This is a genomic window from Micromonospora sp. NBC_01412 (genome assembly GCF_045040215.1).
GTDB lineage: Bacteria > Actinomycetota > Actinomycetes > Mycobacteriales > Micromonosporaceae > Micromonospora > Micromonospora rubida.
The window spans coordinates 6,638,326-6,659,999 of the sequence record NZ_CP109528.1 but is presented as its reverse complement, the minus strand read 5'-3'; the positions used below and the strand labels follow the sequence as shown (position 1 = coordinate 6,659,999).

Annotated in this window: 20 protein-coding genes; 8 read left to right on the top strand and 12 right to left on the bottom strand. The window is 71.8% G+C overall.

The genetic code is table 11. The features are described 5' to 3' along the window. Positions 1-4: 4 nt before the first annotated feature. From OG617_RS29055 to OG617_RS29040, 4 genes are all read right to left on the bottom strand, one after another. Complete coding sequence (locus OG617_RS29055; RefSeq protein WP_405103995.1) at positions 5-766, bottom strand: carbohydrate ABC transporter permease; 762 nt, start codon at positions 764-766, stop codon at positions 5-7. A 119-nt stretch (positions 767-885) separates the two neighbouring features. Next, positions 886-1,869 (bottom strand): carbohydrate ABC transporter permease, encoded by a 984-nt coding sequence (locus tag OG617_RS29050; protein WP_405096106.1) that lies wholly within the window; start codon positions 1,867-1,869, stop codon positions 886-888. Positions 1,870-1,900: 31 nt separating this feature from the next. After that, entirely contained in the window at positions 1,901-3,241 is a 1,341-nt protein-coding gene (locus OG617_RS29045; RefSeq protein ID WP_405096105.1) for an ABC transporter substrate-binding protein, read from the bottom strand. A gap of 19 nt (positions 3,242-3,260) precedes the next feature. Then, positions 3,261-4,385 (bottom strand): LacI family DNA-binding transcriptional regulator, encoded by a 1,125-nt coding sequence (locus tag OG617_RS29040; RefSeq protein WP_405103994.1) that lies wholly within the window; start codon positions 4,383-4,385, stop codon positions 3,261-3,263. Between the two features lie 238 nt (positions 4,386-4,623). Between OG617_RS29040 and OG617_RS29035 the strand changes: the two genes are divergently transcribed. From OG617_RS29035 to OG617_RS29000, 8 genes are all read left to right on the top strand, one after another. Further along, on the top strand, positions 4,624-5,952 hold the full coding sequence (locus OG617_RS29035; RefSeq protein ID WP_405096104.1) for a Gfo/Idh/MocA family protein: 1,329 nt from the start codon (positions 4,624-4,626) through the stop codon (positions 5,950-5,952). 102 nt (positions 5,953-6,054) lie between these two features. Beyond that, entirely contained in the window at positions 6,055-7,485 is a 1,431-nt protein-coding gene (gene uxaC, locus OG617_RS29030; protein ID WP_405096103.1) for a glucuronate isomerase, read from the top strand. Next, positions 7,482-8,786, top strand: coding sequence for an enolase C-terminal domain-like protein (locus tag OG617_RS29025; RefSeq protein WP_405096102.1), 1,305 nt, complete (start codon positions 7,482-7,484; stop codon positions 8,784-8,786). The genes uxaC and OG617_RS29025 overlap by 4 nt, the downstream gene beginning before the upstream one ends. Then, complete coding sequence (locus OG617_RS29020) at positions 8,777-10,267, top strand: mannitol dehydrogenase family protein (protein WP_405096101.1); 1,491 nt, start codon at positions 8,777-8,779, stop codon at positions 10,265-10,267. Before OG617_RS29025 ends, OG617_RS29020 begins: the two co-directional genes overlap by 10 nt. A 92-nt stretch (positions 10,268-10,359) precedes the next feature. Then, positions 10,360-11,517 carry a Gfo/Idh/MocA family protein gene (locus OG617_RS29015; RefSeq protein ID WP_405103993.1) on the top strand — a complete coding sequence of 386 codons (1,158 nt, stop codon included), beginning with the start codon at positions 10,360-10,362 and terminating at the stop codon, positions 11,515-11,517. Between the two features lie 64 nt (positions 11,518-11,581). Then, positions 11,582-12,934 carry a polysaccharide lyase family 1 protein gene (locus OG617_RS29010; RefSeq protein ID WP_405096100.1) on the top strand — a complete coding sequence of 451 codons (1,353 nt, stop codon included), beginning with the start codon at positions 11,582-11,584 and terminating at the stop codon, positions 12,932-12,934. A gap of 378 nt (positions 12,935-13,312) precedes the next feature. Further along, complete coding sequence (locus tag OG617_RS29005; RefSeq protein ID WP_405103992.1) at positions 13,313-14,101, top strand: phosphohydrolase; 789 nt, start codon at positions 13,313-13,315, stop codon at positions 14,099-14,101. 200 nt (positions 14,102-14,301) lie between these two features. After that, complete coding sequence (locus OG617_RS29000) at positions 14,302-14,649, top strand: hypothetical protein (protein WP_405096099.1); 348 nt, start codon at positions 14,302-14,304, stop codon at positions 14,647-14,649. 28 nt (positions 14,650-14,677) lie between these two features. On the opposite strand, the gene OG617_RS28995 is transcribed toward OG617_RS29000, so the two are convergent. The 8 genes from OG617_RS28995 to OG617_RS28960 are packed head-to-tail and all read right to left on the bottom strand — an operon-like array spanning position 14,678 to position 21,500. Then, the gene (locus tag OG617_RS28995; protein WP_405096098.1) at positions 14,678-15,625 is read right to left on the bottom strand and encodes a hypothetical protein; all 948 of its coding nucleotides are present in this window, start codon (positions 15,623-15,625) and stop codon (positions 14,678-14,680) included. After that, the gene (locus OG617_RS28990) at positions 15,625-16,242 is read right to left on the bottom strand and encodes a thymidylate synthase (RefSeq protein WP_405096097.1); all 618 of its coding nucleotides are present in this window, start codon (positions 16,240-16,242) and stop codon (positions 15,625-15,627) included. Before OG617_RS28990 ends, OG617_RS28995 begins: the two co-directional genes overlap by 1 nt. Continuing rightward, positions 16,232-16,828 (bottom strand): hypothetical protein, encoded by a 597-nt coding sequence (locus OG617_RS28985; RefSeq protein WP_405096096.1) that lies wholly within the window; start codon positions 16,826-16,828, stop codon positions 16,232-16,234. Before OG617_RS28985 ends, OG617_RS28990 begins: the two co-directional genes overlap by 11 nt. Beyond that, positions 16,821-17,498: a hypothetical protein gene (locus OG617_RS28980; protein ID WP_405096095.1), complete on the bottom strand. Its 678-nt coding sequence runs from the start codon at positions 17,496-17,498 to the stop codon at positions 16,821-16,823. The genes OG617_RS28985 and OG617_RS28980 overlap by 8 nt, the downstream gene beginning before the upstream one ends. Further along, positions 17,495-17,902 (bottom strand): hypothetical protein, encoded by a 408-nt coding sequence (locus OG617_RS28975; protein ID WP_405096094.1) that lies wholly within the window; start codon positions 17,900-17,902, stop codon positions 17,495-17,497. Before OG617_RS28975 ends, OG617_RS28980 begins: the two co-directional genes overlap by 4 nt. A 34-nt stretch (positions 17,903-17,936) precedes the next feature. Continuing rightward, entirely contained in the window at positions 17,937-19,049 is a 1,113-nt protein-coding gene (locus OG617_RS28970; RefSeq protein WP_405096093.1) for a hypothetical protein, read from the bottom strand. After that, positions 18,991-19,314, bottom strand: coding sequence for a hypothetical protein (locus OG617_RS28965; protein WP_405096092.1), 324 nt, complete (start codon positions 19,312-19,314; stop codon positions 18,991-18,993). Before OG617_RS28965 ends, OG617_RS28970 begins: the two co-directional genes overlap by 59 nt. Continuing rightward, entirely contained in the window at positions 19,311-21,500 is a 2,190-nt protein-coding gene (locus OG617_RS28960; protein ID WP_405096091.1) for an EAL domain-containing protein, read from the bottom strand. The genes OG617_RS28965 and OG617_RS28960 overlap by 4 nt, the downstream gene beginning before the upstream one ends. Positions 21,501-21,674: the final 174 nt, after the last annotated feature.

Here is a 21,674-nt window from a genome sequence, read left to right as displayed (position 1 = left end):
GGCGTCACCCCTTGATTCCGCTGGTGTTGATGCCCTCGACGAGCATCCGCTGGAAGGCGAGGAAGAACAGGAACACCGGCAGCAGCGACAGCACCGACATGGCGAACATCGGGCCGACCGCGCTCTGGCTGGTCGAGTCGATGAACAGGGTTAGCGCCACCGGCACGGTGTAGTCCTCCAGGCTGGACAGGAAGACGAGCTGCCGGAAGAAGTCGTTCCAGGTCCAGATGAACGAGAAGATCGCGGTGGTGACCAGGGCGGGTCGGCTCAGCGGCAGGATGACGTGCCGGAAGATACCGAACGCGCTGGCCCCGTCGATCTTCGCCGCCTCGTCCAGCTCGCGCGGGATGCCCCGCATGAACTGCACCATCAGGAAGACGAAGAACGCCTCGGTCGCCAGGAACTGCGGGATCAGCAGCGGCAGGTAGGGCCACTCGCCGCCGACCAGTCCGAGCGTGCGGAACAGGATGTACTGCGGCACGATCAGCACGTGCCCGGGCAGCAGCAGGGTGCCGATCATGACGGCGAACCACATCCCGCGCAGCCGGAACCTCAGCCGGGCGAAGGCGTACGCGGCGAGCAGGCAGGAGACCGCGTTGCCGACCACGGTCAGCAGGCTGACCATGGCGCTGTTGAGGAAGAACCGGCCGAAGCTGAGGTCGAAGTTGGCCCACCCGTCGGCGTAGTTGCCGGGGGTGAACTCCCTCGGCAGCAGGCCGGTGTTGCTGACGATCTCCTCCTGGCCCTTGACCGAGGTGCCGATCATCCAGAACAGCGGGTAGAGCACGACCACCACGATCGCGATCAGGACGACCAGGCGCACGGCCTGCCCGCCGCCGGAACGCGGGCGGCGCGGCCGGGTCACCACCGGGCTTGCGGTAGCCGTCACCGGTCCTCCCCGTCGGAGTAGTGCACCCAGAACCGTCCGGTGCTGAAGAAGATGGCCGTGATGAGCCCGATGGCGAGCAGGAAGACCCAGGCCATCGCCGAGGCGTAGCCCATCTCCAGATCGGTGAAGCCCTTGATGTAGAGGTTCAGCGTGTACATGAGGGTGGAGTCGACCGGGCCGCCCGTGCCGTTGCTGAGCACGAAGGCCGCGGTAAAGCCCTGAAAGCCGTTGATGGTCTCCAGCACCAGGTTGAAGAAGATGACCGGGGAGAGCATCGGCAGGGTGACGGCGCGGAACTGCCGCCACTTGCCGGCCCCGTCGACCGAGGCGGCCTCGTACAGCTCCGTCGGCACCTGCTTGAGCCCGGCCAGGAAGATCACCATCGGGGCGCCGAACTGCCAGATGGCGAGCACCATCAGGGTCTCCAAGGCCCAGTCCGGGTCGTTGACCCAGGGCTTGCCCTCGATGCCGAACAGGGCCAACACCGAGTTGAACGCGCCGTCGCGGTTGAACATGTTCACCCAGACGATGGCCAGGGCGACGCTGCCGCCGAGCAGCGACGGCAGGTAGAACAGGCTGCGGAACAGCCCGACCCCGCGCCACGCCCGGTTGAGCAGCAGCGCCACCCCCAGCGCGGCGGCCAGCTTCAGCGGCACCGCCACCAGGGCGAAGGTCAGCGTCACCCGGACCGCGTGCCAGTACGAGGGGTCGTTGGTGAACATCCGCTCGTAGTTGGCGAACCCCACCCACTCGACCTCCGAGAAGGGGGTGAGGATGTCGTAGTCGGTGAAGCTCAGGTAGAGCGACAGGAGCATGGGAATCGCCGTGATGGCCATCAGTCCGATGAGCCAGGGCGAGAGGAAGACGTACCCCGCCAGACCTTCGCTGTGCCGGATCCGCCCGGCCACGTCCCGGGGGGCGTGGGCGCGGGCGGATCCGGTGCCGCGTCGGGTCGGGTCGGGCGCCGTGGTCAGTGCCACGAGCCGCTCCTTTCCGAGCGTGTGCGGCGGCTCAGACGATGGCGGACTTGCAGGCGGCGAGGAACTGGGCCGCCGCCTCGGCCGGGGTGGCCCGGCCGTACTGGGCGTTCTCCGCCGCCTTGATCAGTTCTGCGCGGACCTTGCTGTGGCCCTTGATCGGCACCTGCGGCGACTCGCCGAACCTCTGGGCCAGCTCGGCCTCCACCGCGATGGACTGCTTCATCGCCGGGTCGGTGGCGCCCTCGCTGACGAGCCGGCGCAGGTCCTGGTTCGACGGCAGGCCCCGGTCGGTGCCGAGGAGCTTGACCGCCTCCTGGTCGTTGGCCAGGAAGTTCAGCACGTCGACCGCGATGTCCTTGTGCTTGCTGCCCTTGAACACGGACCAGTACATCGAGGCGCGGGCCCACTGGGCGCTGGGGTCACCCGGGTAGGCGACGACGCCCAGCTCGTCCTTCGTGTTCTTCTTCAGCTCCGGCATCTGGTTGACCCAGACCCAGGACGTGCCGGCCTTGCCGGTGACCACGAGCTGCTTGGTGATGTCGGTGGCGTTGCCCTCGTGGATCACGTCCGAGGTCGGAGTCGCGCCCCGGTCCCGCGCGCCCTTCCACAGCTCGAACCACCGGGTCACGTCCTCGACGGTGAAGCCGAGTTCCTTGCCCTCGTACAGGTCCTTGCCCTGCTGGCGCAGCCAGACCCAGAACGCCTTGTAGTCGGCGCTCGGGTCCTGGGTGCCGGGGACCTTGGTCTTCTTCGCGACCTGCTCGGCCCAGGCGATGTGCTCCTCCCAGGTCATGCCGGTGGTCGGCTCCGGGAGGCCGTTCTTGGTCAGCAGGGTCTTGTTGTAGACCAGGCCCTGGGTGTTCTCCCCGGCGGCCAGCCCGGCGAGCTTGCCGTCGACCACGCCGTACTGCCACAGGCTCTTGGGGAACTTCGACACGTCGAGCTTGCCGGAGCCCTGGTAGCTGGTCAGGTCGAGCGTGGTGTTGCGGGACGCGTACTCGGCGAGGAAGTTGTCGTCGATCTGGAAGATGTCCGGCGGGTTGCCGCCGGCGGTGAGGGTGGCCAGCTTGTCGAAGTAGCCCTGGTTGGCCTGCCAGGTCTTCTCGAACGTGACGTTCGGGTGCTTCCTGGTGTAGAGGGCGAGGGCGTCCTCGGTCAGCTTCGCCCGGGCCTCGCCGCCCCACCAGAAGATGGAGAGCTTGACGGGGGCGTTGGGGTCGTCACTGGCCTCGTCGCCGCCGCAGGCGGCGGCGCCCAGGACCAGCGGCGCGGCGACCACCAGGGCGGCGAGCCCGCGCAGCAGCCGACGGCGGGGGGTACGGTGGGAACGCCCGGCGGGTGCGCCGGCGGTGGGGGGCGTGGCGGGGTGCATGTGCGCTCACTCCTTGGCGTTAGGAGGCGACGACGCCACCGGTGGCCGCAGTCGGGCGGCCCGGGTCCGCAAGGCGATGCGGGCCCGGGCCGACACGTTCGGCACCGGGGCTACCGGACGACGGAACTCCTCCGGTGGAGTCGCGGATGACCAGCTCGGTCTGGAGCATTACCTGTGCGTTGGTGCGACGGGCGCCGGCTGCCGTGCCCCGACCGGCGCCCCGCGGTCCCCGCGGCGCATCGGTGTCCTGTTGCAGCAGCATGTCGACGGCCGTCCGGCCGGCGGCCGCGGTAGGCGTGGCCACCGTCGTCAACTTGGGCCGGGTGAGCCGGCTCAGGGCGATGTCGTCGATGCCGACGACGCTGATGTCCTGCGGCACCCGGACCCCGAGGGCGTCGAGCCCCTCGATCAGCCCGATCGCCATCAGGTCGTTGTAGGCGAGCACGGCGGTGACGCCGGCCCGCTGGACCTGTTCGGCCAGCGCGCCGCCGCCGTGCTCGGTGGGCGGGTTGGGCCCGAGCACGGTCAGTTCCGCGCCGCCGGCCCGCGCCGCGGCGGCGGCCGAGCGGCGGATCTCCCGGTTGGTCCACGAGCCACGCGGCCCGCCGAGCAGGGCGATCCCGGTGTGGCCGAGGCCGACCAGGTGCTCGATCGCGGAGCGGGCCCCCTGCCCGACGTCCATCATCACGCAGGGCAGGCCGGTGACCTGCCGGTTTATCACCACCAGCGGGACCTCGCGGCTGAGCTGCTCGATGAGGCTGTTGCTCATCCGGGGGCTGCACAGCAGCACCCCGTCGACCTGCTTGGCCAGGGCGTGGACCAGCTCCTCCTCGGCCACCGGGTCCTCGTTGGTGTCGGCGACGAAGACGTGGTAGTCGCGCTGCCGGGCCTGCCCCTCCGCCGCCTTGATCAGCGGCGGGAAGAACGGGTTGGCGATGTCGGCGATGATCAGGCCGATGTTGTGGGTGCGGCCGGTGATCAGGGCCCGCGCGGCGCGGTTGGGCCGATAGCCCAGGTCCTCCGCGCAGGCCAGCACCCGGACCCGGGTCTCCGGGTTGACCAGGTGCGGCGCGGAGAACGTGCGGGAGACCGTGGAGATGTGCACGCCCGAGGCCCGCGCGACGTCCCTGATGGTGACTGGCACGGCGGCCCCTTCGTCCAGTGTGGCTGCGGTCACGTGGGTGTCGACAATTAATGCAAACGGTTGCTCCACTGTCAACGCTCCCACGTGACAGCCAGGTTTCGAGAGGTCACCCTCCATGCCCCGTTAAGCCGCCAAAGACGGACAAGCCGCACGGATTTTGTTGACGTCGTTGACTCATCGCGATCGATCGTGGTTTCTTCACTGCAAACCTTTGCAGTCTCACCCGGGAGGCGACGCGATGTCTTCGAGATCCGGTGAACGGACACGTCACGCGGTGGTCGGCACCGGCGCCCGGGCCGAGATGTTCGTCCGGGCCCTGGTCCGGGACCATCCCGACACCGCCGAACTGGTCGCGTTCGCCGACGTCAACCAGTCCCGGATGGACGCGCACAACCGCTGGCTGGCCGAGCTGGGCCACCGGGCCGTGCCGACGTACCGGGCCGGCGAGTTCGCCGCGATGCTGGACAAGGAGCGCGTCGACACCGTGCTGGTCACCACGGTCGACGCCACCCACGACGAGTACATCGTGGCCGCCCTGCGCGCCGGCTGCGACGTGGTGTCGGAGAAGCCGATGACCGTCGACGCGCCACGCTGCCGGCGGATCCTGGACGCGGTCGCCGAGACCGGCCGGCAGGTCACGGTCGCCTTCAACTACCGCTACAACCCGCTGCACGAGCAGCTGCGCCGGCTGCTGGCCGGCGGGACGGTGGGCGAGATCGGGTCGGTGCACTTCGAGTGGCTGCTCGACGTGCGGCACGGCGCGGACTACTTCCGGCGCTGGCACCGGGACAAGGCCAACTCCGGCGGGCTGATGGTGCACAAGGCCAGCCACCACTTCGACCTGGTCAACTGGTGGCTCGACGCCACCCCGGTCGAGGTCTACGCCGCCGGCCGGCTGTTCTTCTACGGCGACGCCGGCCGCCGGCACGGCTACGCCCGGGACTACGACCGGGCACACGACGCCCCGGACGCCGCCGGCGACCCGTTCGCCCTGCGGATGGCCGAGCACCCTCGGCTGCGTGAGCTCTACCTCGACGCCGAGGCCGAGGACGGCTACCACCGCGACCAGAACGTGTTCGCCCCCGGCGTCACCATCGAGGACGACATGGCGGTGCTGGCCCGCTACTCCTCCGGCGCGACCATGACGTACCACCTCACCGCCTACGCCCCCTGGGAGGGCTACCGGGTGATGGTCAACGGCAGCCGGGGCCGCGTCGAGTTGGAGGTCGTGGAGAGCGACTTCGTCAGCCCCGGGGCCGCCGGGGCGCTCAAGGGCGCGGCGCTGCACGGCGACGAGGCCGCCGCCGAGGGCGGCTCGGCCACCCTCACCCTGCGCCCGTTCTGGTCGCCGCCGCGACGGGTCGAGGTCGAGGGGTACACCCGGCAGGGCCACGGCGGGGCGGACGCCCGGATGACGAAGGTGCTCTTCGGCGGCGCGGCGGACCCGCTGCACCGGGCCGCCAGCGCCCGCGACGGGGCCCTGGCCCTGCTCACCGGCCTGGCCGCCAACCGGTCCTTCGAGACCGGGCAGGCCGTCCGGGTCGCCGACCTGCTCCCCCTGCCCTGACCGACCGCGCCCGGAGCGCGCCGCCGCGGCCACCCCACCGGGCCGGGCGGCCCGGCCGGTCCGCCCCCTGTTCGACCGACCGCACCCGAGGAGCCGTCCGACGTGCCGACCACCTCCCGACCCGACCTGCTCCTGCCCGCCGACCCGGGCCTGCGCGCGCTGTCCCGGCAGCTCTACGCGCTGGCGGCCGAGCAGCCGATCATCTCGCCGCACGGGCACGTCGACCCGGCCCTGCTGGCCGAGGACCGGCCCTTCCCGGACCCGTCCCGGCTGATCATCGTGCCCGACCACTACCTGACCCGGATGCTGCTCAGCCAGGGCGTGCCCCCGGCGGAGCTGGGCGTCCCGACGGTGGACGGCAGCACCGTGGAGACCGACGGGCGGACGATCTGGCGGCGCTTCGTCGACGGCTGGCACCTGTTCCGGGGCACCCCGTCGCGGCTGTGGCTGGAGCGGACCCTCACCGAGGTCTTCGGGGTGGACACCCCGCTCTCCCCGGCCACCGCCGACGCCGTGTACGACGAGGTCGCGGCCCGGCTCGCCGAGCCCGAGTTCCGGCCCCGGGCGCTGTTCGACCGGTTCCGCATCGAGGTGCTCGCCACCACCGAGTCGCCCCTGGACGACCTGGCCCAGCACGCCAAGCTCGCCGCCGACGGCTGGGGCGGCCCCGGCGGCAAGGTGGTCACCACGTTCCGGCCGGACAACGTCGTCGACATGGAGTTCGACAACTGGGCCGACAACGTCGAGCGGCTCGGCGAGGTCTCCGGCGAAGACACCGGCACGTACGCCGGGTTCCTGGCCGCCCTGCGGCGGCGCCGGGAGGCGTTCATCGCGGCCGGCGCCACCTCTTCCGACCACGGCCACCCGACCGCCCGCACCCTGCACCTGAGCGGGTCGGAGGCGGCGGCGCTGTACGAGCGGGGCCGGCGCGGGGCGGCCGACGCCGCCGACGCGGAGGCGTTCCGGGCGCACATGCTGCTGGAGTTCGCCCGGATGTCGATCGACGACGGCCTGGTGATGCAGCTGCACCCCGGCTCGGTGCGCAACCACAACCGCTGGCTGTACGCCCGGCACGGCCGCGACGTCGGCGGTGACATCCCCCAGGCCACCGAGTACCTGCACGCGCTCACCCCGCTGCTGGACGCGTACGGCAACGACCCCCGGCTGCGGGTGGTGGTCTACACCCTCGACGAGTACACCTTCACCCGGGAGTTGGCCCCCCTCGCGGGCGGCTACGCGGCCCTGTACCTCGGCGCGCCCTGGTGGTTCCTGGACTCCCCCGAGGTGCTGCGCCGGTTCCGGGAGGCGGTCACCGAGACCGCCGGGTTCTACAACACGGCCGGGTTCGTCGACGACACCCGGGCGTTCTGCTCCATCCCGGTGCGCCACGACGTGGCCCGCCGGGTCGACGCCGGCTTCCTCGCCCGGCTGGTCGCCGAGCACCGGCTGACCGAGGACGAGGCCGCCGAGACCATCGTCGACCTCGCGTACCGCCTGCCCAAAAGGGTCTTCAAGATCGGGGAGAAGCTGTGAGCGTCACCATCACTTCCGTGGACGTGCACGACGTGCGCTTCCCGACCGCGGCGGCCGGCGACGGCTCGGACGCGATCAACCGGGGCGACTACTCGGCGACGTACGTCGAGCTGGGCACCGACGCCGGGCCGGTGGGCGCCGGGTTCACCTTCACCAACGGCCGGGGCAACGAGATCACCTGCGCGGCCGTGCGCGCCCTGGCCCACCACGTCCGGGGCAGGACGGTCGAGGAGATCGTCGCCGAGCCGGTGGCGTTCTGGCGCTCGCTGACCGCCGACGTCCAGCTGCGCTGGCTGGGCCCGGAGAAGGGCGTCATCCACATGGCGACCGGTGCGCTGGTCAACGCCGTGTGGGACCTGCGGGCCAAGCTCGCCGGCAAGCCGATGTGGCGGTTCCTGGCCGAGCTGCCCACCGAGGACCTGGTGGCCAGCATCGACTTCCACCACATCACCGACGCGCTCACCCCCGGCGAGGCGGCCACCATCCTGGACAAGGGCCGCGACGGGATGACCGACCGGCTCGCCCTGCTGGCGCGCGACGGGTTCCCGTCGTACACCACCTCCGTGGGTTGGCTGGGCTACCCCGACGACAAGGTCCGGGCGCTGACCCGCGAGGCGTACGCGCAGGGCTGGCGGGCGATGAAGATGAAGGTCGGCGGCCCGCCCGCCGACGACCTGCGCCGCGCCCGGATCATCCGCGCGGAGATCGGTTCCGACGCGCTGCTGATGATGGACGCCAACCAGGTGTGGGACGTCGACGAGGCGATCGCCAACATGACGGCGCTGGCCGAGGTGGACCCGTACTGGATCGAGGAGCCGACGCACGCCGACGACATCCTCGGCCACGCCCGGATCGCCCGCGCGGTGACCGAGCTGACCGGCGGGCGGTGCCGGGTGGCCACCGGCGAGGTGGCCGCCAACCGGGTGGTCTTCAAGCAGCTGCTCCAGGCCGAGGCGATCGGCGTGATGCAGATCGACGCCTGCCGGGTCGGCGGGGTCAACGAGGTGCTCTCCGAGATCGTCATGGCGGCGAAGTTCGGGGTGCCGATCTGCCCGCACTCCGGCGGCGTCGGCCTGTGCGAGTACGTGCAGCACCTGGCGATCTTCGACTTCCTGCGCGTCGGCGCCAGCCTCGACGGCCGGATGGTCGAGTACGTCGACCACCTGCACGAGCACTTCGTCGACCCGGTGCGCACCCGGGGCGGCCGGTACCTGCTGCCCGAGGCGCCCGGCTACAGCTCGACGATGCGCCCCGAGTCGGTCGCGGAGTTCCGCTTCCCGGACGGCCCGGTATGGCGGTGACCCTGGGGGCGTCCCGGCTCGGGCTGGCCGCGCTGCGCCGGCTGCCCGAGGCGAGCCGCCCGCTGCTGCGCCCCGGCACCGTGCCCGCCGGGATCGTGCACCTCGGCCTGGGCGCGTTCCACCGCGCCCACCAGGCCGTCTACACCGAGGCCGCGATCGGCGCGGCGGGCGGCGACTGGGGCATCGTCGGGGTCGCCCCACGCAGCACCGAACTGGTCAAGACGCTCGCCGCGCAGGACAACCTGTTCAGCGTGACCACCAGGGCCGCCACCGGCGGCAGCACCCGGGTGATCGGGTCGCTGGCCGGGGTCCGGCACGCCGCGAGCGACCCGGCAGGGATCGTGGCGCTGCTCGCCGACCCGGCGATCCGGGTGGTCACGCTGACCGTGACGGAGAAGGCGTACCAGCTCGACCCGGTCACCGGCCGGCTGCGCCCGGACCCGGCGCTCGCCGCCGACCTGGCCGGCGACGGGCCGCCCGGCACGGTGCCCGGCCTGCTGGTACGCGGGCTGACCGCCCGGGCGGCGGCCGACGCCGGGCCGATCGCGCTGGTCAGCTGCGACAACCTGCCGTCGAACGGGGTCCGGCTGCGCGGCCTGGTCGAGCAGGCGCTGGCCCGCTCCGGCGCGTCGGAGCGGGTGCTCGGCTGGGTGGCCGCGAACGTCACCTTCCCCGGGACCATGGTGGACCGGATCGTGCCGGCCAGCACGGCGGACACCCTCGCCGTGGCCCGGCACGCGCTGGGCTTCGCCGACCTGGCGGCGGTGGACGCCGAGCCGTACACCCAGTGGGTGATCGAGGACGCCTTCCCCGGCGGCCGGCCGGCGTGGGACCGGGCCGGAGCGGTGCTCACCGACGACGCCGGGCCGTGGGAGCGGCTGAAGCTGCGCGGCCTCAACGGCCTGCACTCGGCCACCGCCTACCTGGGCGCCCTCGCCGGTCGGGAGACCGTCGCCGACGCGCTGGGGATCCCCGGCCTGACCGGGGCGCTGCGCCGCCTCGTCGCCGAGGAGGTGGCGGTCAGCTTCGCCCCGCCGGCCGGGGTGTCCGTGGTCGAGTACGGCGACGAGGTGCTGGGCCGCTTCGCCAACCCGGCGATCCGGCACCGCACCCTCCAGGTGGCCATGGACGGCTCACAGAAGCTGCCCCAGCGGATCCTGCACACCATCGCCGACCTGCGTGCGGCCGGCCGTCCGGCGCGCTGGTCCGCGCTGGTGGTGGCCGCGTGGGCGCGGTTCGCCTGCGGGCACGCCGACGACGGCGGCGCGCTGCCGCTGGTCGACCCGCTCGCCGACCGGATCCGGGGCGCGCTGGCCACCGCCGGCGGCACCCCGGCCGGGGTGGTCGACGCCCTGTTCGGGCTGCGCGAGGTCTTCCCCGCCGAGTTGGCCGACGACGACGAGGTGCGGGCCGACGTCACCGCCTGGCTGGCCGCCCTGCACCGGCACGGGGTGGCCGCGACCCTGGCCGCTGCGACGTGAGCGACCACCGGCCCGGGGCCGCCCCGGGTGGCCCGGGTGGCGGGAGTGGCGCGGGCCGGTCCGGCGGCGCGGCGGCCGGGGGGCCGCCCCGGGTGGCGGTCATCGGGGCGAACGGGCACGGCCGCTCGCACCGCCGGGCGATCGCGCCGCTGCACGCCGCCGGCCGGGTCCGGCTGGTCGCCCTCGTCGACGTACGCCCGATCGAGGAGGAACCGCAGGCACCGGTGCCGGCCGGCGCGGGGGTCTTCACCGACCACGCCGCGATGCTCGCCACGGCGAAGCCGGACGTGGTGGTGGTCTGCACCCCGCCGCACACCCACCTGCCGATCGCGCTGGACGTGTTGGCCGCCGGGGCGGACCTGCTGCTGGAGAAGCCACCTGTGCTGTCCACGGCCGAACACCGGACGCTGGCCGTCGCGCTGGCCGACACCGGCCGGTCCTGCCAGGTCGGCTTCCAGGCCCTCGGCTCGGCCGCGCTGGCCGAGCTGACGGCGGCGGTGACCGGCGGGCGGCTCGGCGCGGTCACCGGCATCGCCACGGTCGCGGCCTGGCGGCGCTCGGACGGCTACTACGCCCGGGCCCCCTGGGCGGGCCGGCGGACGCTGAACGGCCGGCCGGTGCTCGACGGGGCGCTGGCCAACCCGTTCGCGCACGCGGTGATGCAGTGCCTGGCGGTGGCCGAGGCGGTCGCCGGGGCGCCGGTGCGGCCGGCCGTGATCGAGCTGGAGCGCTACCGGGTCCGCCCGATCGAGGTGGACGACACGGCGGCCCTGCGGGTCGTCCCGCGCTCCGGGCCACCGATCGTCGCCGCGGTGACCCTGGCCGGCGGGGACTTCGTCGCCGGTGAGGTGATCGTGACCGGCACCGCCGGCCGGGCGGTGCTGGAGTACCCGACGGACCGGCTGCTGCTGCCCGGCGACGACGCGCCCCGGGAGGTTCCGGGGCGGCGCGGCCTGCTGGAGAACCTGCTGGATCACCGCGCCGACGGGACGCCGCTGATCGCCCCGCTGACCCGCACCGCGCCGTTCACCGCCGTGCTGGAGGCGGTCCGGGCCGCGCCCGAGCCGACCCTGCTCGGCGGCGACCTGGTGACCGCCGCCGGGGTCGGGCCGGACCGGGTGCTGAGCGTCCGCGGCGTCAACGGCGCGCTGCGGCGGGCGGCCGAGTCCGGCGCGCTGTTGTCGGAGCTGGCGGTGTCGTGGGCGGTGCCGCCGGTGCGCATCGAGCTGACGGAAAAGGAAGGCGGTTGAGGCGGGGGCCCGGTGACGGGCCACGGAAAACGCACTGCAAACAATCCCACTCCGGAGGGTCCTCATGCGTCCACGCGTTCTCGGGGCGGCCCTGGTCGCCCTTTCCCTGCTAGTCGTACCGGGCGCGGCGGCGTCGGCCGCCCCCGACGCCGCCGGCCCGGTGCCTGACACCGTCGAGCGGCTCGCCCGCCAGGCGCTGCCTGCCGGCGACGGCTGGGCGGCCGACGGGGCCGGCACCACCGGCGGCTCGACGGCCGCCGCTGACCAGGTCCACCTGGTCCGCAGCCGCGCCGAGTTGGTCCGCGCCCTGGGCGGCGACAACGCCACCAACCGGACCAACGCCACCCCCAAGGTGATCGTCGTCGACGGCGTCGTCGACGGGTTCGAGGCCGACGACCGCAGCCTGCTCGACTGCGCCGGCCTGGCCGACCCGGGATACTCGCTGCCGGCCTACCTGGCCGCGTACGACCCGGCGGTGTGGGGCATGGCGCCGCCGACCGGGCCGCTGGAGACCGCCCGGGTGCGCTCGGTGGCGAACCAGACGCGGCAGACCCAGATCAACGTCGGCCCGAACACCACCATCGTCGGGCTGCGCGGGGCGACGCTGACCGGGCTGACCCTGATGATCGACACCGCCAGCAACGTCATCGTGCGGAACCTGACCTTCGACGACGCCAGGGACTGCTTCCCGGCGTGGTCGCCGACGGACGGCGCCACCGGCAACTGGAACTCCCAGTACGACCAGATCTCGGTGCGGCGCAGTGAGCACGTCTGGGTCGACCACAACACGTTCACCGACGGCGACAACCCGGACAGCGCCCAGCCGGTGTACTTCGGCCGGCCGTACCAGGTGCACGACGGGTCGCTGGACGTCACCCACACCGCCAGCCTGGTCACCGCCTCGTACAACCGGTTCGTCGGACGGGACAAGCTGATGCTGATCGGCTCGTCGAACACGGTCGGGCCGGACGTCGGCCGGCTCAAGGTGACCCTGCGCCACAACCTGTTCGACAGGGTGCTCCAGCGCCTGCCCCGGGTCCGGTTCGGCCAGGTCGACGTCTACAACAACTGGTACCGGCTGGCCGGCGAGGACTTCCAGTACGCCGTCGGCGTCGGGGTGCAGTCCGCGCCGTACGTGGAGAACAACTACTTCACCCTCGGCGCGGGCCTCGCCGCCGAGGACCTGCTGTACGACTGGGGCGGCACCGCCGCCACCACCCGCGGCAACTGGGTCCGCGCCGACGGCGACCGGGCCCGGCCGGTCGACCTGGTGGCCGCGTACAACGCGACCCACGACCCCGACCTGGGCGTCGACGCCGGCTGGACGCCGGCCCTGCGCAGCGGCCAGGCGCTGCCCGCACCGCTGGTCCCGCTCGTGGTCGGCGCGCTGGCCGGGGCGAACCGGCTGCCGCTGTAGAGACCCCCGGCACGCCGCGTCGTCCCGCGCGGCGCGCCCGGGAGGTGGGTCGCCGTATCGGCGCTCAGCGCGGCGGCCCACCCACTCCCCCTCGCCCCCACCCGGCCACCTCAACCTGTGAGGACGGGGCCTCTTCCTGACGCGCCACGACGGCAGGGGCTCCTGACCGTCGCTGCGCGCCTGGCTCGCCGGGCTGGGCGTCGACTCCTCGGACGTCGAGACCGTGCTGATCGCCGCCGGGGACCGGCGTGCACGACGCCCCGGAGGGGACCACGGTCCGGCTGGTCAGGCGGGTGTCGGGCAGCGGCTGACGCGCGGTTGCCGTCGCAAGGCCGACGACGGTACCCACGGACGGTGAAGATCAGCTATAAGTGGTCCATGGACTTCCCGCCGTACCTGGCCACCATGCCGATGCACGCGATCACCGAGATCCACGGCGAGCCCGGCCTGCTGGAACGGTTCCGGCTGGAGATCCGCACGTTCGACTCCGACGCGCGGGCCCGGCTCACCGCCGCCCTCGACCTGGCCGCCGAACTGCACCGCGACGACCGGCGCGTACGCGAGCCGTACCTGAACCACCTGCTGCGGGTGGCGATCCGGATGATGCACCACTACCAGGTGCGCGACCTGGACGTGATCGTCGCCGGCCTGCTGCACGACGCGGTGGAGGACCACCCGGCGGAGCTGGCGGCCCTGACGGAGGGTCACCCGGTCGAGCCGGCGGGCCGGGCGGGGGACCACCCGGCGGGACCGGAGGTCGCGGCCGGCGACCGCACGGCGGCAGCGCTGGCGGTGCTCGCCGCGCGGTTCGGCCCGCGGGTCGCGCGCCTGGTCGCCGCGGTCACCAACCCGGCGTACGACCCGGGGCGCGACCGGCACGCGCAGTACCGGGAGCACGTGGCGGCCAGCCTGGACCGGGAGCCGTGGGCCCGGGTCATCAAGGTCTCCGACTTCACCGACAACGGGGTAGGCGTGATCCACGCCGTCGGCCCGAAGGTGTTCTCCTCGGCGGCGAAGTACCGTCCGCTGGTGCCGGTCTTCCGGGAGCTGATCGCCCGGCCGGACACCCCGCTCGCCCCGGCGGTGAAGGCGCACATCTTCAGCCAGCTCGACCTGGCCGAGGAGCGCTTCAGCGCCATCCTCGACCATCCGGTGAGCGCCACCTGAGGCCGGTGCCACCCGGTCGACTTGACCCACCCTGTCGGTGTTTGAACGGCGACGGAACGCATGACACGCTTCCGGCCATGCGACGCGCCACGGGCGGGATACGGCTACCGAGACACCCGCGTCGCCTCGATCGCGCCGGGTGCCTCGCGGTCGTCTCGGCGGCGACGGCGCTGAGCGCGGCGACCGGCCTCCGGTGGGCAGTGGCGAGAGAGCTGCCGGACCGGGGCCTTCCGGGCCTGTCCGAGAGCCTGGCCCGGGCGCGCCGGCAAGGCCAGCTCTTCCTTCTCCCGCCTGGGTCCCGCTCCTGGCTCGACCTGCGGTACGCGCACGCCGACACCGGCTACGCAATGGCCCTGATGCTGGTGTGGTCGTACGGCGCGAGCCGGACCCCGGCCGACCGGGCGAGTCCGGGCGACTACGTGGAGGTCGCCATGTGGCACCTGCGGCTGCTGTCACCACCACACACCCACCGAATGCTGGAGCACGTGGAGGCCGCCTTGGTCAGGCACCGCTCGGCCACGCGGACGGCGGCCGACGAGTCACCGTGAACGGGCCACCGAGGGTCGCTTCGCCGGGTCACGCCCCGGGCTGCCGGAACGCCCGTTCGAGGTGCATGAGCAGCAGGAAGGGGCGGGCGCGCTGGGCCGCCTTGCGCCACGTGAGGGCGCGGAGGCCGTACTTGAAGACCACCGTGGAGGGGACGGTCGCGCCGAGAATGTCCCAGGCGACCTCCTCCACGGCCTGCCGGGCGACCCGCGGCCGGGCGAACTCCGCCACCGTCTCGCGGTAGCGGCGGGTCAGCTCGCGTGCGGTGGCCTCCGGGGTCAGCACCGGATCGTAACCACGCGCCATTGCCAGCAGCGAGTCGTCCAACAGGACACGGAAGGCGCCGTTGAGCCGCCGCGCCTCGACGATCTGCGCCACGCTGAGCTGATTCAGCGAGCCGATTCGCAACTGCCCGAGGACGTCCCGGACGACCGCGGCCTCGAACCGCTCCGACGGTTGGTGCCCGAGGCTGTTGGCGAGGTGCGTCCTGACTGCGGGGTTGGTCAGCATTCCGTCCTGCTGAAGCTCCGAGGAGATCACCAGCGAGGCCATGTGGTTACGGAGGCTGACGATCTCCGCCGCTCCCTGCCTCAGGGGTCGCGCCCCGCCCTCGGCAGGCCGATAGGCTTCCTCCCGGACGGCGCGCATCACCTCGTCCATCCGGGTCAGGCTCTCGCGCAACTGGCCCTGCGGTATCACGAGATCAGCTCTCCGGCCGCGCCCCGCGACGCCTCCCACCCGCACCCTGCCCGAGTCGTCCACCTCGTACTCGTGGCCCCACAGCTTCAGCAGGCCCGCGTCGTGCAGGTCGTCGATCCGCCGGTTGATCTCCATGGTCCGCTCGCGATGCGGCGTTGCGACCTCGAAGGAGGCGCGCAGCACGACACAGTCGGAGAAGAACACGACCGACTGCAGAAGCTTGTCGATCGTGTGAGTGTCGATCACGCCGCTGTCGAGCAGCGTCAGCGAGCGGGTCATCACGCCCCCGACAGGTACGTCAGGTAGTCGACTTCGTACAGGTGGGCGCTCCACGCCTGGTAACACACCTTGCTTCCGGTGAGCCGCAGGTCCAGCGCCGCGTCCGAGACGAGCTGCCCGAAGGTCAGCAACTCGGGCACCAGGCCCACCCAGACGTCCACACTCCGCGCGGTCAGGAAGAGGAGGAGCTCGCCTCCGACGATCCTCAGCGCGCCGCCCACCGGTGAGACGGGGAACGGGCCGCCGAGGTCCTCTTCCGGCCGCCAGGTCGAGAAGACCGCCGATCGGGTGTGTTCGTCCTGGCGGAGCAGGGCGACCGCCTGCTCGAACTGGTCGACCGGTGCGCCGCCCGCCGGGACCCAGCGGCGCAGCCGCTGATAGAGCAGCGAAGACTCGCGCTGCTCACCGAAGACCCGGTCCCGGTAGTCCTTGATCAGCTCGGGGTACGGGTACCCCGGGGGCGGCGTCAGGTCCGCCGGATTCCGCAGCCACACCGTCAGGCCGGGAATGTCGAACGACACGCCGTGACGCGTGGCGACCCGAACAGGTAGCTGCCCGGAGTACAGGGCGATGACGTCCTGCCAGCCGGACGCGACAGTTCCGATCTCAATCTCCACCGTGCGACCCCCGTGACCGGTCCCGCGTCGTCGTCCCGGATGCCCGCTGCAGGTACCTGTTGGACTGGTAGAACGCCTCCACGCTGCCGGCGTCCCACCAGCCCGTCAGCTCGGGCCGCATGATCAGGTCGGGCCGGTGGAACGCGACGGCCCCCGAGTCCAGCCGGGCTCCGGGCAGAGACGGGTGCGCAGCTCCCTCCCGCCTCAGCCGGACCAGGTCGGCACCGGCGAACCCGACGCCGAGCCGGCCCAGCACCCTGCGGACCGCGATGTCCTGCAGGTGTTGCGGACCGGGCCGCTGGCGCGAGTAGTCGAGCCCGGCGGCGACGTCCTCGGGACTGATGTCGTACACGTCGCGAGCCGTCGTCACGAGTTGCCGGAGCAGGGACTCGTCCTCGGACAGGCGGCGGTGGTACGCGTCCTCGTAGCGGGCCAGCGCGCTATGCCAGGGGTGAACGGCCGACCCGATGCGCCAGACGAGGCGCCAGCGACCCGGCCCGTACGTCGCGTCCCACTCCGCGACCCGCTCCCGACGTCGGGACCCCAGGTGGCCGGGTCTTCCGACGTCGAGCCAGTGCTCACTCACGGCGATCCGGCCCGGCATGAGACCACGCCGCTTCCGTCGCCGCCGCTGCCCCGCCGCTGAAGGACGGCATCTCCAGGACGGGCATCGCCGCGAGATCGAACATCCCCGGAGCGGGCGAGTCAGCGGTACGGGTCACCAGGCAGACGTCCGTCGCCATCAGGGGGATGTCGTGGTCCAGCCCGTTCACCGCCAGCGTCTCGCCCGATGTCACGAGCAGGACGCCGGCACCGTGCGGATCCGCCCTGATCACTCCCTCCGTGGAGCCGTGCAACGTCACGACCCGTGGATCCCCGGCTTCGGCCCGCGCCCTCATCCACGCCCTGGTGACGGCCGGGTACTCGGTGTAGATCGTCCGCACGTCGCGGCCGGTCACCGTGCAGTACGTGACGAAGGACGTCCGCACGGCGGGTAGCGCACGCAACACGAGCCTCTCGGCACGGGCCAGCGACCATTCGACGCACACGTCGTAACCGGTGATCCCGACATCGACGACGCCCGTCGCGACCAGCTGCGGGATGTCGAAGCCTCGGCAGAGGACGAGGGTGTCGGCGGCGGCGCGGTGCCACAGGGAGCGCGGGTGGCCCTGCGTCAGTCCCGGAAAGAGACCGGCGGTGAGATTGGCGACCGGGCCGTGCAGGCGGCTGGACGAGCCGGGCGCGGCTACGATCACGCCGATCCCCCGGCAGGTGAGTCCCGGCTGATCCGACGCACCTCGTCACCGATCTCGTCGACCGGCACCACCGCGTCGACCAGCGCCCGCAGGGCAAACTCGGTCGGCTGTTCGGAGAACACCACCGTCTTACCCTGGCCGACGGCGTAGCCCACTTCGATGCAGACGCTCACCCCCGCATATCCGCCGTTCGCGATGACGAAGACAGCATCAGACCTGGCGACCTTGTCGAGGAACTCACGGGTCAGCCGGATCTTGTCCGACTCGCCGACCCGTACCTGCTGCTCGCTGTAGTCGTAGCGCGGGGTGTAAACGGTCAGACCCGCCTTGCGGAGAAGGTCCTCGGCTCGTCGCGCCGTGTCGTAGAACTTGGAACTGCTGCAGATCGTGACTGAGCTGATCACGGAAACTCTCTCCATCACTACCGAAAGGCGATCATCAGTTCAACGGCACGAGGTGCCGAGGTCTTTGGAGATACCTCGCGCCCGACCTGCTGAGGAGAATCTTCTCCCACAACACGGACGGCGCCTCGGGTTCCCTGGGACGGGGCAGTCGCCGCCGGTCGGCCAGGACGGGATAGTCGAGGTGGAACGGCCGAACCGCCAGTCGTGCGGGGAGACCGGGGCTGATCTCGGCCAGTTCGTCGTGGAGCCGTTCGAGTTGCTCAACGGTCCAGTCGTTCGCGCCGACGGCCGGGTACAAGTCGAACCCGATGCCGAGCGCGAACTCGATGCCGCTCCGGATCGCCGGCCAGAGCCTTGCGCCCGGGGGGAAATGGAGGGTGGAGTGGAGTTTCACGCGGGGCATCTCGACGGCCTCGTCCCGCGTCAGCCGGACCGAGTTCTCCCGCCAGGCAAACGGAAGCGCCGAGAGATTGGACTCCACCTTGAGCACGGTGGAGGAGAGCAGTTCACGCCGGCGCAGTTCGCGATGGATGCCGATCACGAGAGCGGGCGCCAGCAGGGGTTCGCCGCCGCTGACGCGGAGCAGGCTGAGCCTGCGGCCGGACGCCTCCATCGATCGCCGCAGCAGGGAGAACTCGTCCACGACGGCCGCCGCGGTGGCGAGGAAACTGTCGGCACCGGACAGGTGACCGAAGTCGACGTAGCAGTAGGGACATCGGAAGTTGCAGGCGGCGACGTGGGTGATGGCGGCGAGGTTGTGCTCGCTCCAGTGCCCGCCGAGTTCGGCCGCGACCGTGAGCGGGCTGTCCGACAGGTTGGCCACATGCCGGAGGGCGGAGAACTCCGGAAGGGAGGTGGGCAGTCGCATCCGCTCTCGCTTGACCGGCGTGAAAAGGCGAAACTGCCGGTTCTGCACGTCGCCGAGCGCCGTCTCGCGCAGATCGGTGAATGCGTACTCCCCGGAACTGACGTTGACGATTCGGTACGACCGGGACAGCAATCGCCCCTCGTCCTGACCGGGCGTCGGTGCCGATTCAGCCACGCGCTCCTCCGTCGAGGTGGGTATAGTCCCGCACGGCGAAAGGGCGTCAGTCCTGCTCTTCGAGGAGCGGGCGGAGTTGCTCCAACAGCCGAGCTCGGCTGACATTCCGCGGCAGGTCCACCTTCAGGTCGATTCCGGGTCCGGTGACCGTCAGGGTCACCGAGGGGCGAGGGTCCCGCAGCCGCCAGTTGCGAATCGCGGCCACCAGGTCGCCCAGTTGGGGCTGCAACGCGGCGAGTGCGGCGAGGTTCGCCAGCAGGCCCGTCCCTTCGACGGCAAGGGTGATCGCCGACAGGTCACGAACGCCCTCGTACGGCAGGTCCAGTTCCTCGAAGACCTCGGCCGGCAGCAGCAGTTTGACGGTGGTCATTCCTCGCCTCTCACCAGGCCCGCGATCCGCTCGCGGGCGGCTTGATCCAGTGGTTGCAGCGACGTCGACGCCACGGCGCCGCTGAAGAATCCCTGCACGTGGTGGATTCCCAGGTCGTAGATCTGCTTGAGGGTCACCGGTGCCGCGTCGTCGAACCCCTCCACGATGACGGCCCGTGGCGTGGGGGCCTGCCCGAGGTCGCTCGCGTGCCGGGACACCCGCGCCACCAGCGCGAGTTCCTCCAGCGCCATCGGATGGTGCAGCACCGCCCGGTCGACCTTGATCTGGGTCAGCGGCAGCTCCGCCATCCGGGCCAGCGAGGCGTACCCGACGCCGAAGTCGTCGACGGCGAAGCTGATCCGAAGCTCCCGGGCCAGCTCGGTGAGGCGCCGGTGGAAGTAGAGCAGCGGCTCCTGCGGCCACCGCTCCCCCGGGCCGGGCTGGATCGCGTCCTGCTCGGAGATCTCCAGCGTGAGCGTTCGCGGATGCATGGCGGCCTCGGCGAGCGCCCTGCTCACCTGGTTGAGGTAGGAGTCGCTGAGCAGCGAGCGGACCGCGACGTTCACCGACAGCGGCTTGGTGCCGTGCCACGGGGCATCCGCGTCCGCGGTGGCGTACGAGTGGATCGACTTGGCGAGCAGCAGCGAGTCGCGCTCGATGATGAAGCGGTCGCCCCAGACGTACGCCATCTGCAGCGCGGCTAGTGGCGCGCGGAGCTCCTTGTCGCTGCGGCGCGCGAGGGCCTCGAAGCTGTGGATGCTCACTCCGGCCGGGCGCAGGTCCAGCTCCACGACGGGCTGGAACACCATGATCATGGAGTCGACGAGCTTCTGGTAGAGGCTGAACGCGTACTCGTACAGGTTCAGTGGCAGCCGGCCGAAGGCGGTGCGCAGGGCGGTCACCACCTGCATCTCGGCCTGCAGCGGGTCGCCGAGGAGATTCGAGTCCCACAGGGCACGCAGCATGACGGCGAGCGGCTCGCCCATGTCGAGCAGCGCGACGGCGGGGTCGACGACTGTCAACGTGAGGATGCGATCGTCCTCGTAGGAGAGCGGGACGCAGAGCAGCCGCATGCCGGCGTCGTTCGAGACGATGTGCCCGGGCATCGACGTGCGGTACCGGATCGCGTCGGCGGAGCTCAGCTCCAGCAGCGGCCGCAGCTCCTCCTTGTCGAAGCGGGCGGTGGAGTCGGCCACCCGGATGGCCGAGCCGGAGAACTCCACCACGGCCACGGAGCTCGCGTCCAGCGCGTGCCGGACGATCTCCACCCGCTCGGCGTGCCCGCGCTGCTGGGACGCCCGCATCGGGTGAGCCTCGGACCGGAAGACCCGACCGAGCAGCTGCACGATCGAGCTGGACTGGTCCTCAAGTGGGCTCTTGCAGGGCCGGGTGGTGCTGGGGTTGGCGGGCGAACTCTGCAACCGACGCTCGTGCCGCGAGGTCGGCGGCTGGACCAGCACGGTGGTCGGGCCCCACATGTGCACGAGTTGGACCGGTGGTGGTTCGAGCCCCTGCTCGGCCACGAAGGCGGCCATCTGACCGAACGACACCCGACCCCTGTCGTCGGCGGCGCCACCGCGAAGGGCACTGAGCAGGTGGTAGGTCAGCACCCCGTGCCCGTACTCCTCGTTCTCCCGCGCCGCCGCACCGTTACGGCAGGCCAGCAGCGCGCTGTGCCGGTCGACCCGGGTGCGGTAGGTCTGCATCGCCTCGGCGTGGCGCAGGTCGGCGTCCAGGTAGATCCCGGCGTGGCAGCAGTCGAGGACGAGGAAGGAGGTGCCGGCGAAGGTCTCGAAGACGTCCCGCTTGAGGAAGGCCATCCGCAGGCCGTTGTCCGGCTCCCGGCGGAGGGCGTCCGGGTTGAGGTCGGCCGTGACGAGGTACGCGTCGAGCTGGGTGCTCCACTCGGGCACCAGCGCGTGGCCGGCGAAGTACACGAGCAGCACGTCGGAGGGGCCGGAGTCCAGCGCCATCTCCCGAAGCCCGGCCTTGATCTCACGCCAGGTCGCCTCCGCGCCGACGTACATTTTGATGTCGGCGTCGTCGAAGGTGCCGATCTCCTCGTCGAGCAGCACCCCCCTGACCGCCTGGACATCGCGTTCCGCGTATCGCAGAGCGGGCAGTCGAACGTCGCTCCCGCCCTGGTTGACCCCGATCAGAACCGCCCGCCGCCGGCTCGGCGCCATGCAGAACCCCCACTGGATGATCCGCCCGCGCTGACGAGACGGAGTCGGAGCAGCGCTCAGGGCGAGGCTATCGGTTTCGACGAGCGTCCTTGATCCGACCGCCGAGTCAGATACCCGTCAACGGTGGAATCGGCCGGCGAGCACCGGTCTTGCCGCCCGAGCGGACGGCCGATC

Bases quoted from the DNA above. Each gene is read 5' to 3' on its own strand.
- OG617_RS28965 (WP_405096092.1), bottom strand. From the start codon at position 19,314: ATGACCACCGTCAAACTGCTGCTGCCGGCCGAGGTCTTCGAGGAACTG.
- OG617_RS28970 (WP_405096093.1), bottom strand. From the start codon at position 19,049: ATGTCAGCCGAGCTCGGCTGTTGGAGCAACTCCGCCCGCTCCTCGAAG.
- OG617_RS28995 (WP_405096098.1), bottom strand. From the start codon at position 15,625: ATGACCCGCTCGCTGACGCTGCTCGACAGCGGCGTGATCGACACTCAC.
- OG617_RS29020 (WP_405096101.1), top strand. From the start codon at position 8,777: ATGGCGGTGACCCTGGGGGCGTCCCGGCTCGGGCTGGCCGCGCTGCGC.
- OG617_RS29035 (WP_405096104.1), top strand. From the start codon at position 4,624: ATGTCTTCGAGATCCGGTGAACGGACACGTCACGCGGTGGTCGGCACC.
- OG617_RS29010 (WP_405096100.1), top strand. From the start codon at position 11,582: ATGCGTCCACGCGTTCTCGGGGCGGCCCTGGTCGCCCTTTCCCTGCTA.
- OG617_RS29005 (WP_405103992.1), top strand. From the start codon at position 13,313: ATGGACTTCCCGCCGTACCTGGCCACCATGCCGATGCACGCGATCACC.
- OG617_RS28960 (WP_405096091.1), bottom strand. From the start codon at position 21,500: ATGGCGCCGAGCCGGCGGCGGGCGGTTCTGATCGGGGTCAACCAGGGC.
- OG617_RS29055 (WP_405103995.1), bottom strand. From the start codon at position 766: ATGATCGGCACCTCGGTCAAGGGCCAGGAGGAGATCGTCAGCAACACC.
- OG617_RS29045 (WP_405096105.1), bottom strand. From the start codon at position 3,241: ATGCACCCCGCCACGCCCCCCACCGCCGGCGCACCCGCCGGGCGTTCC.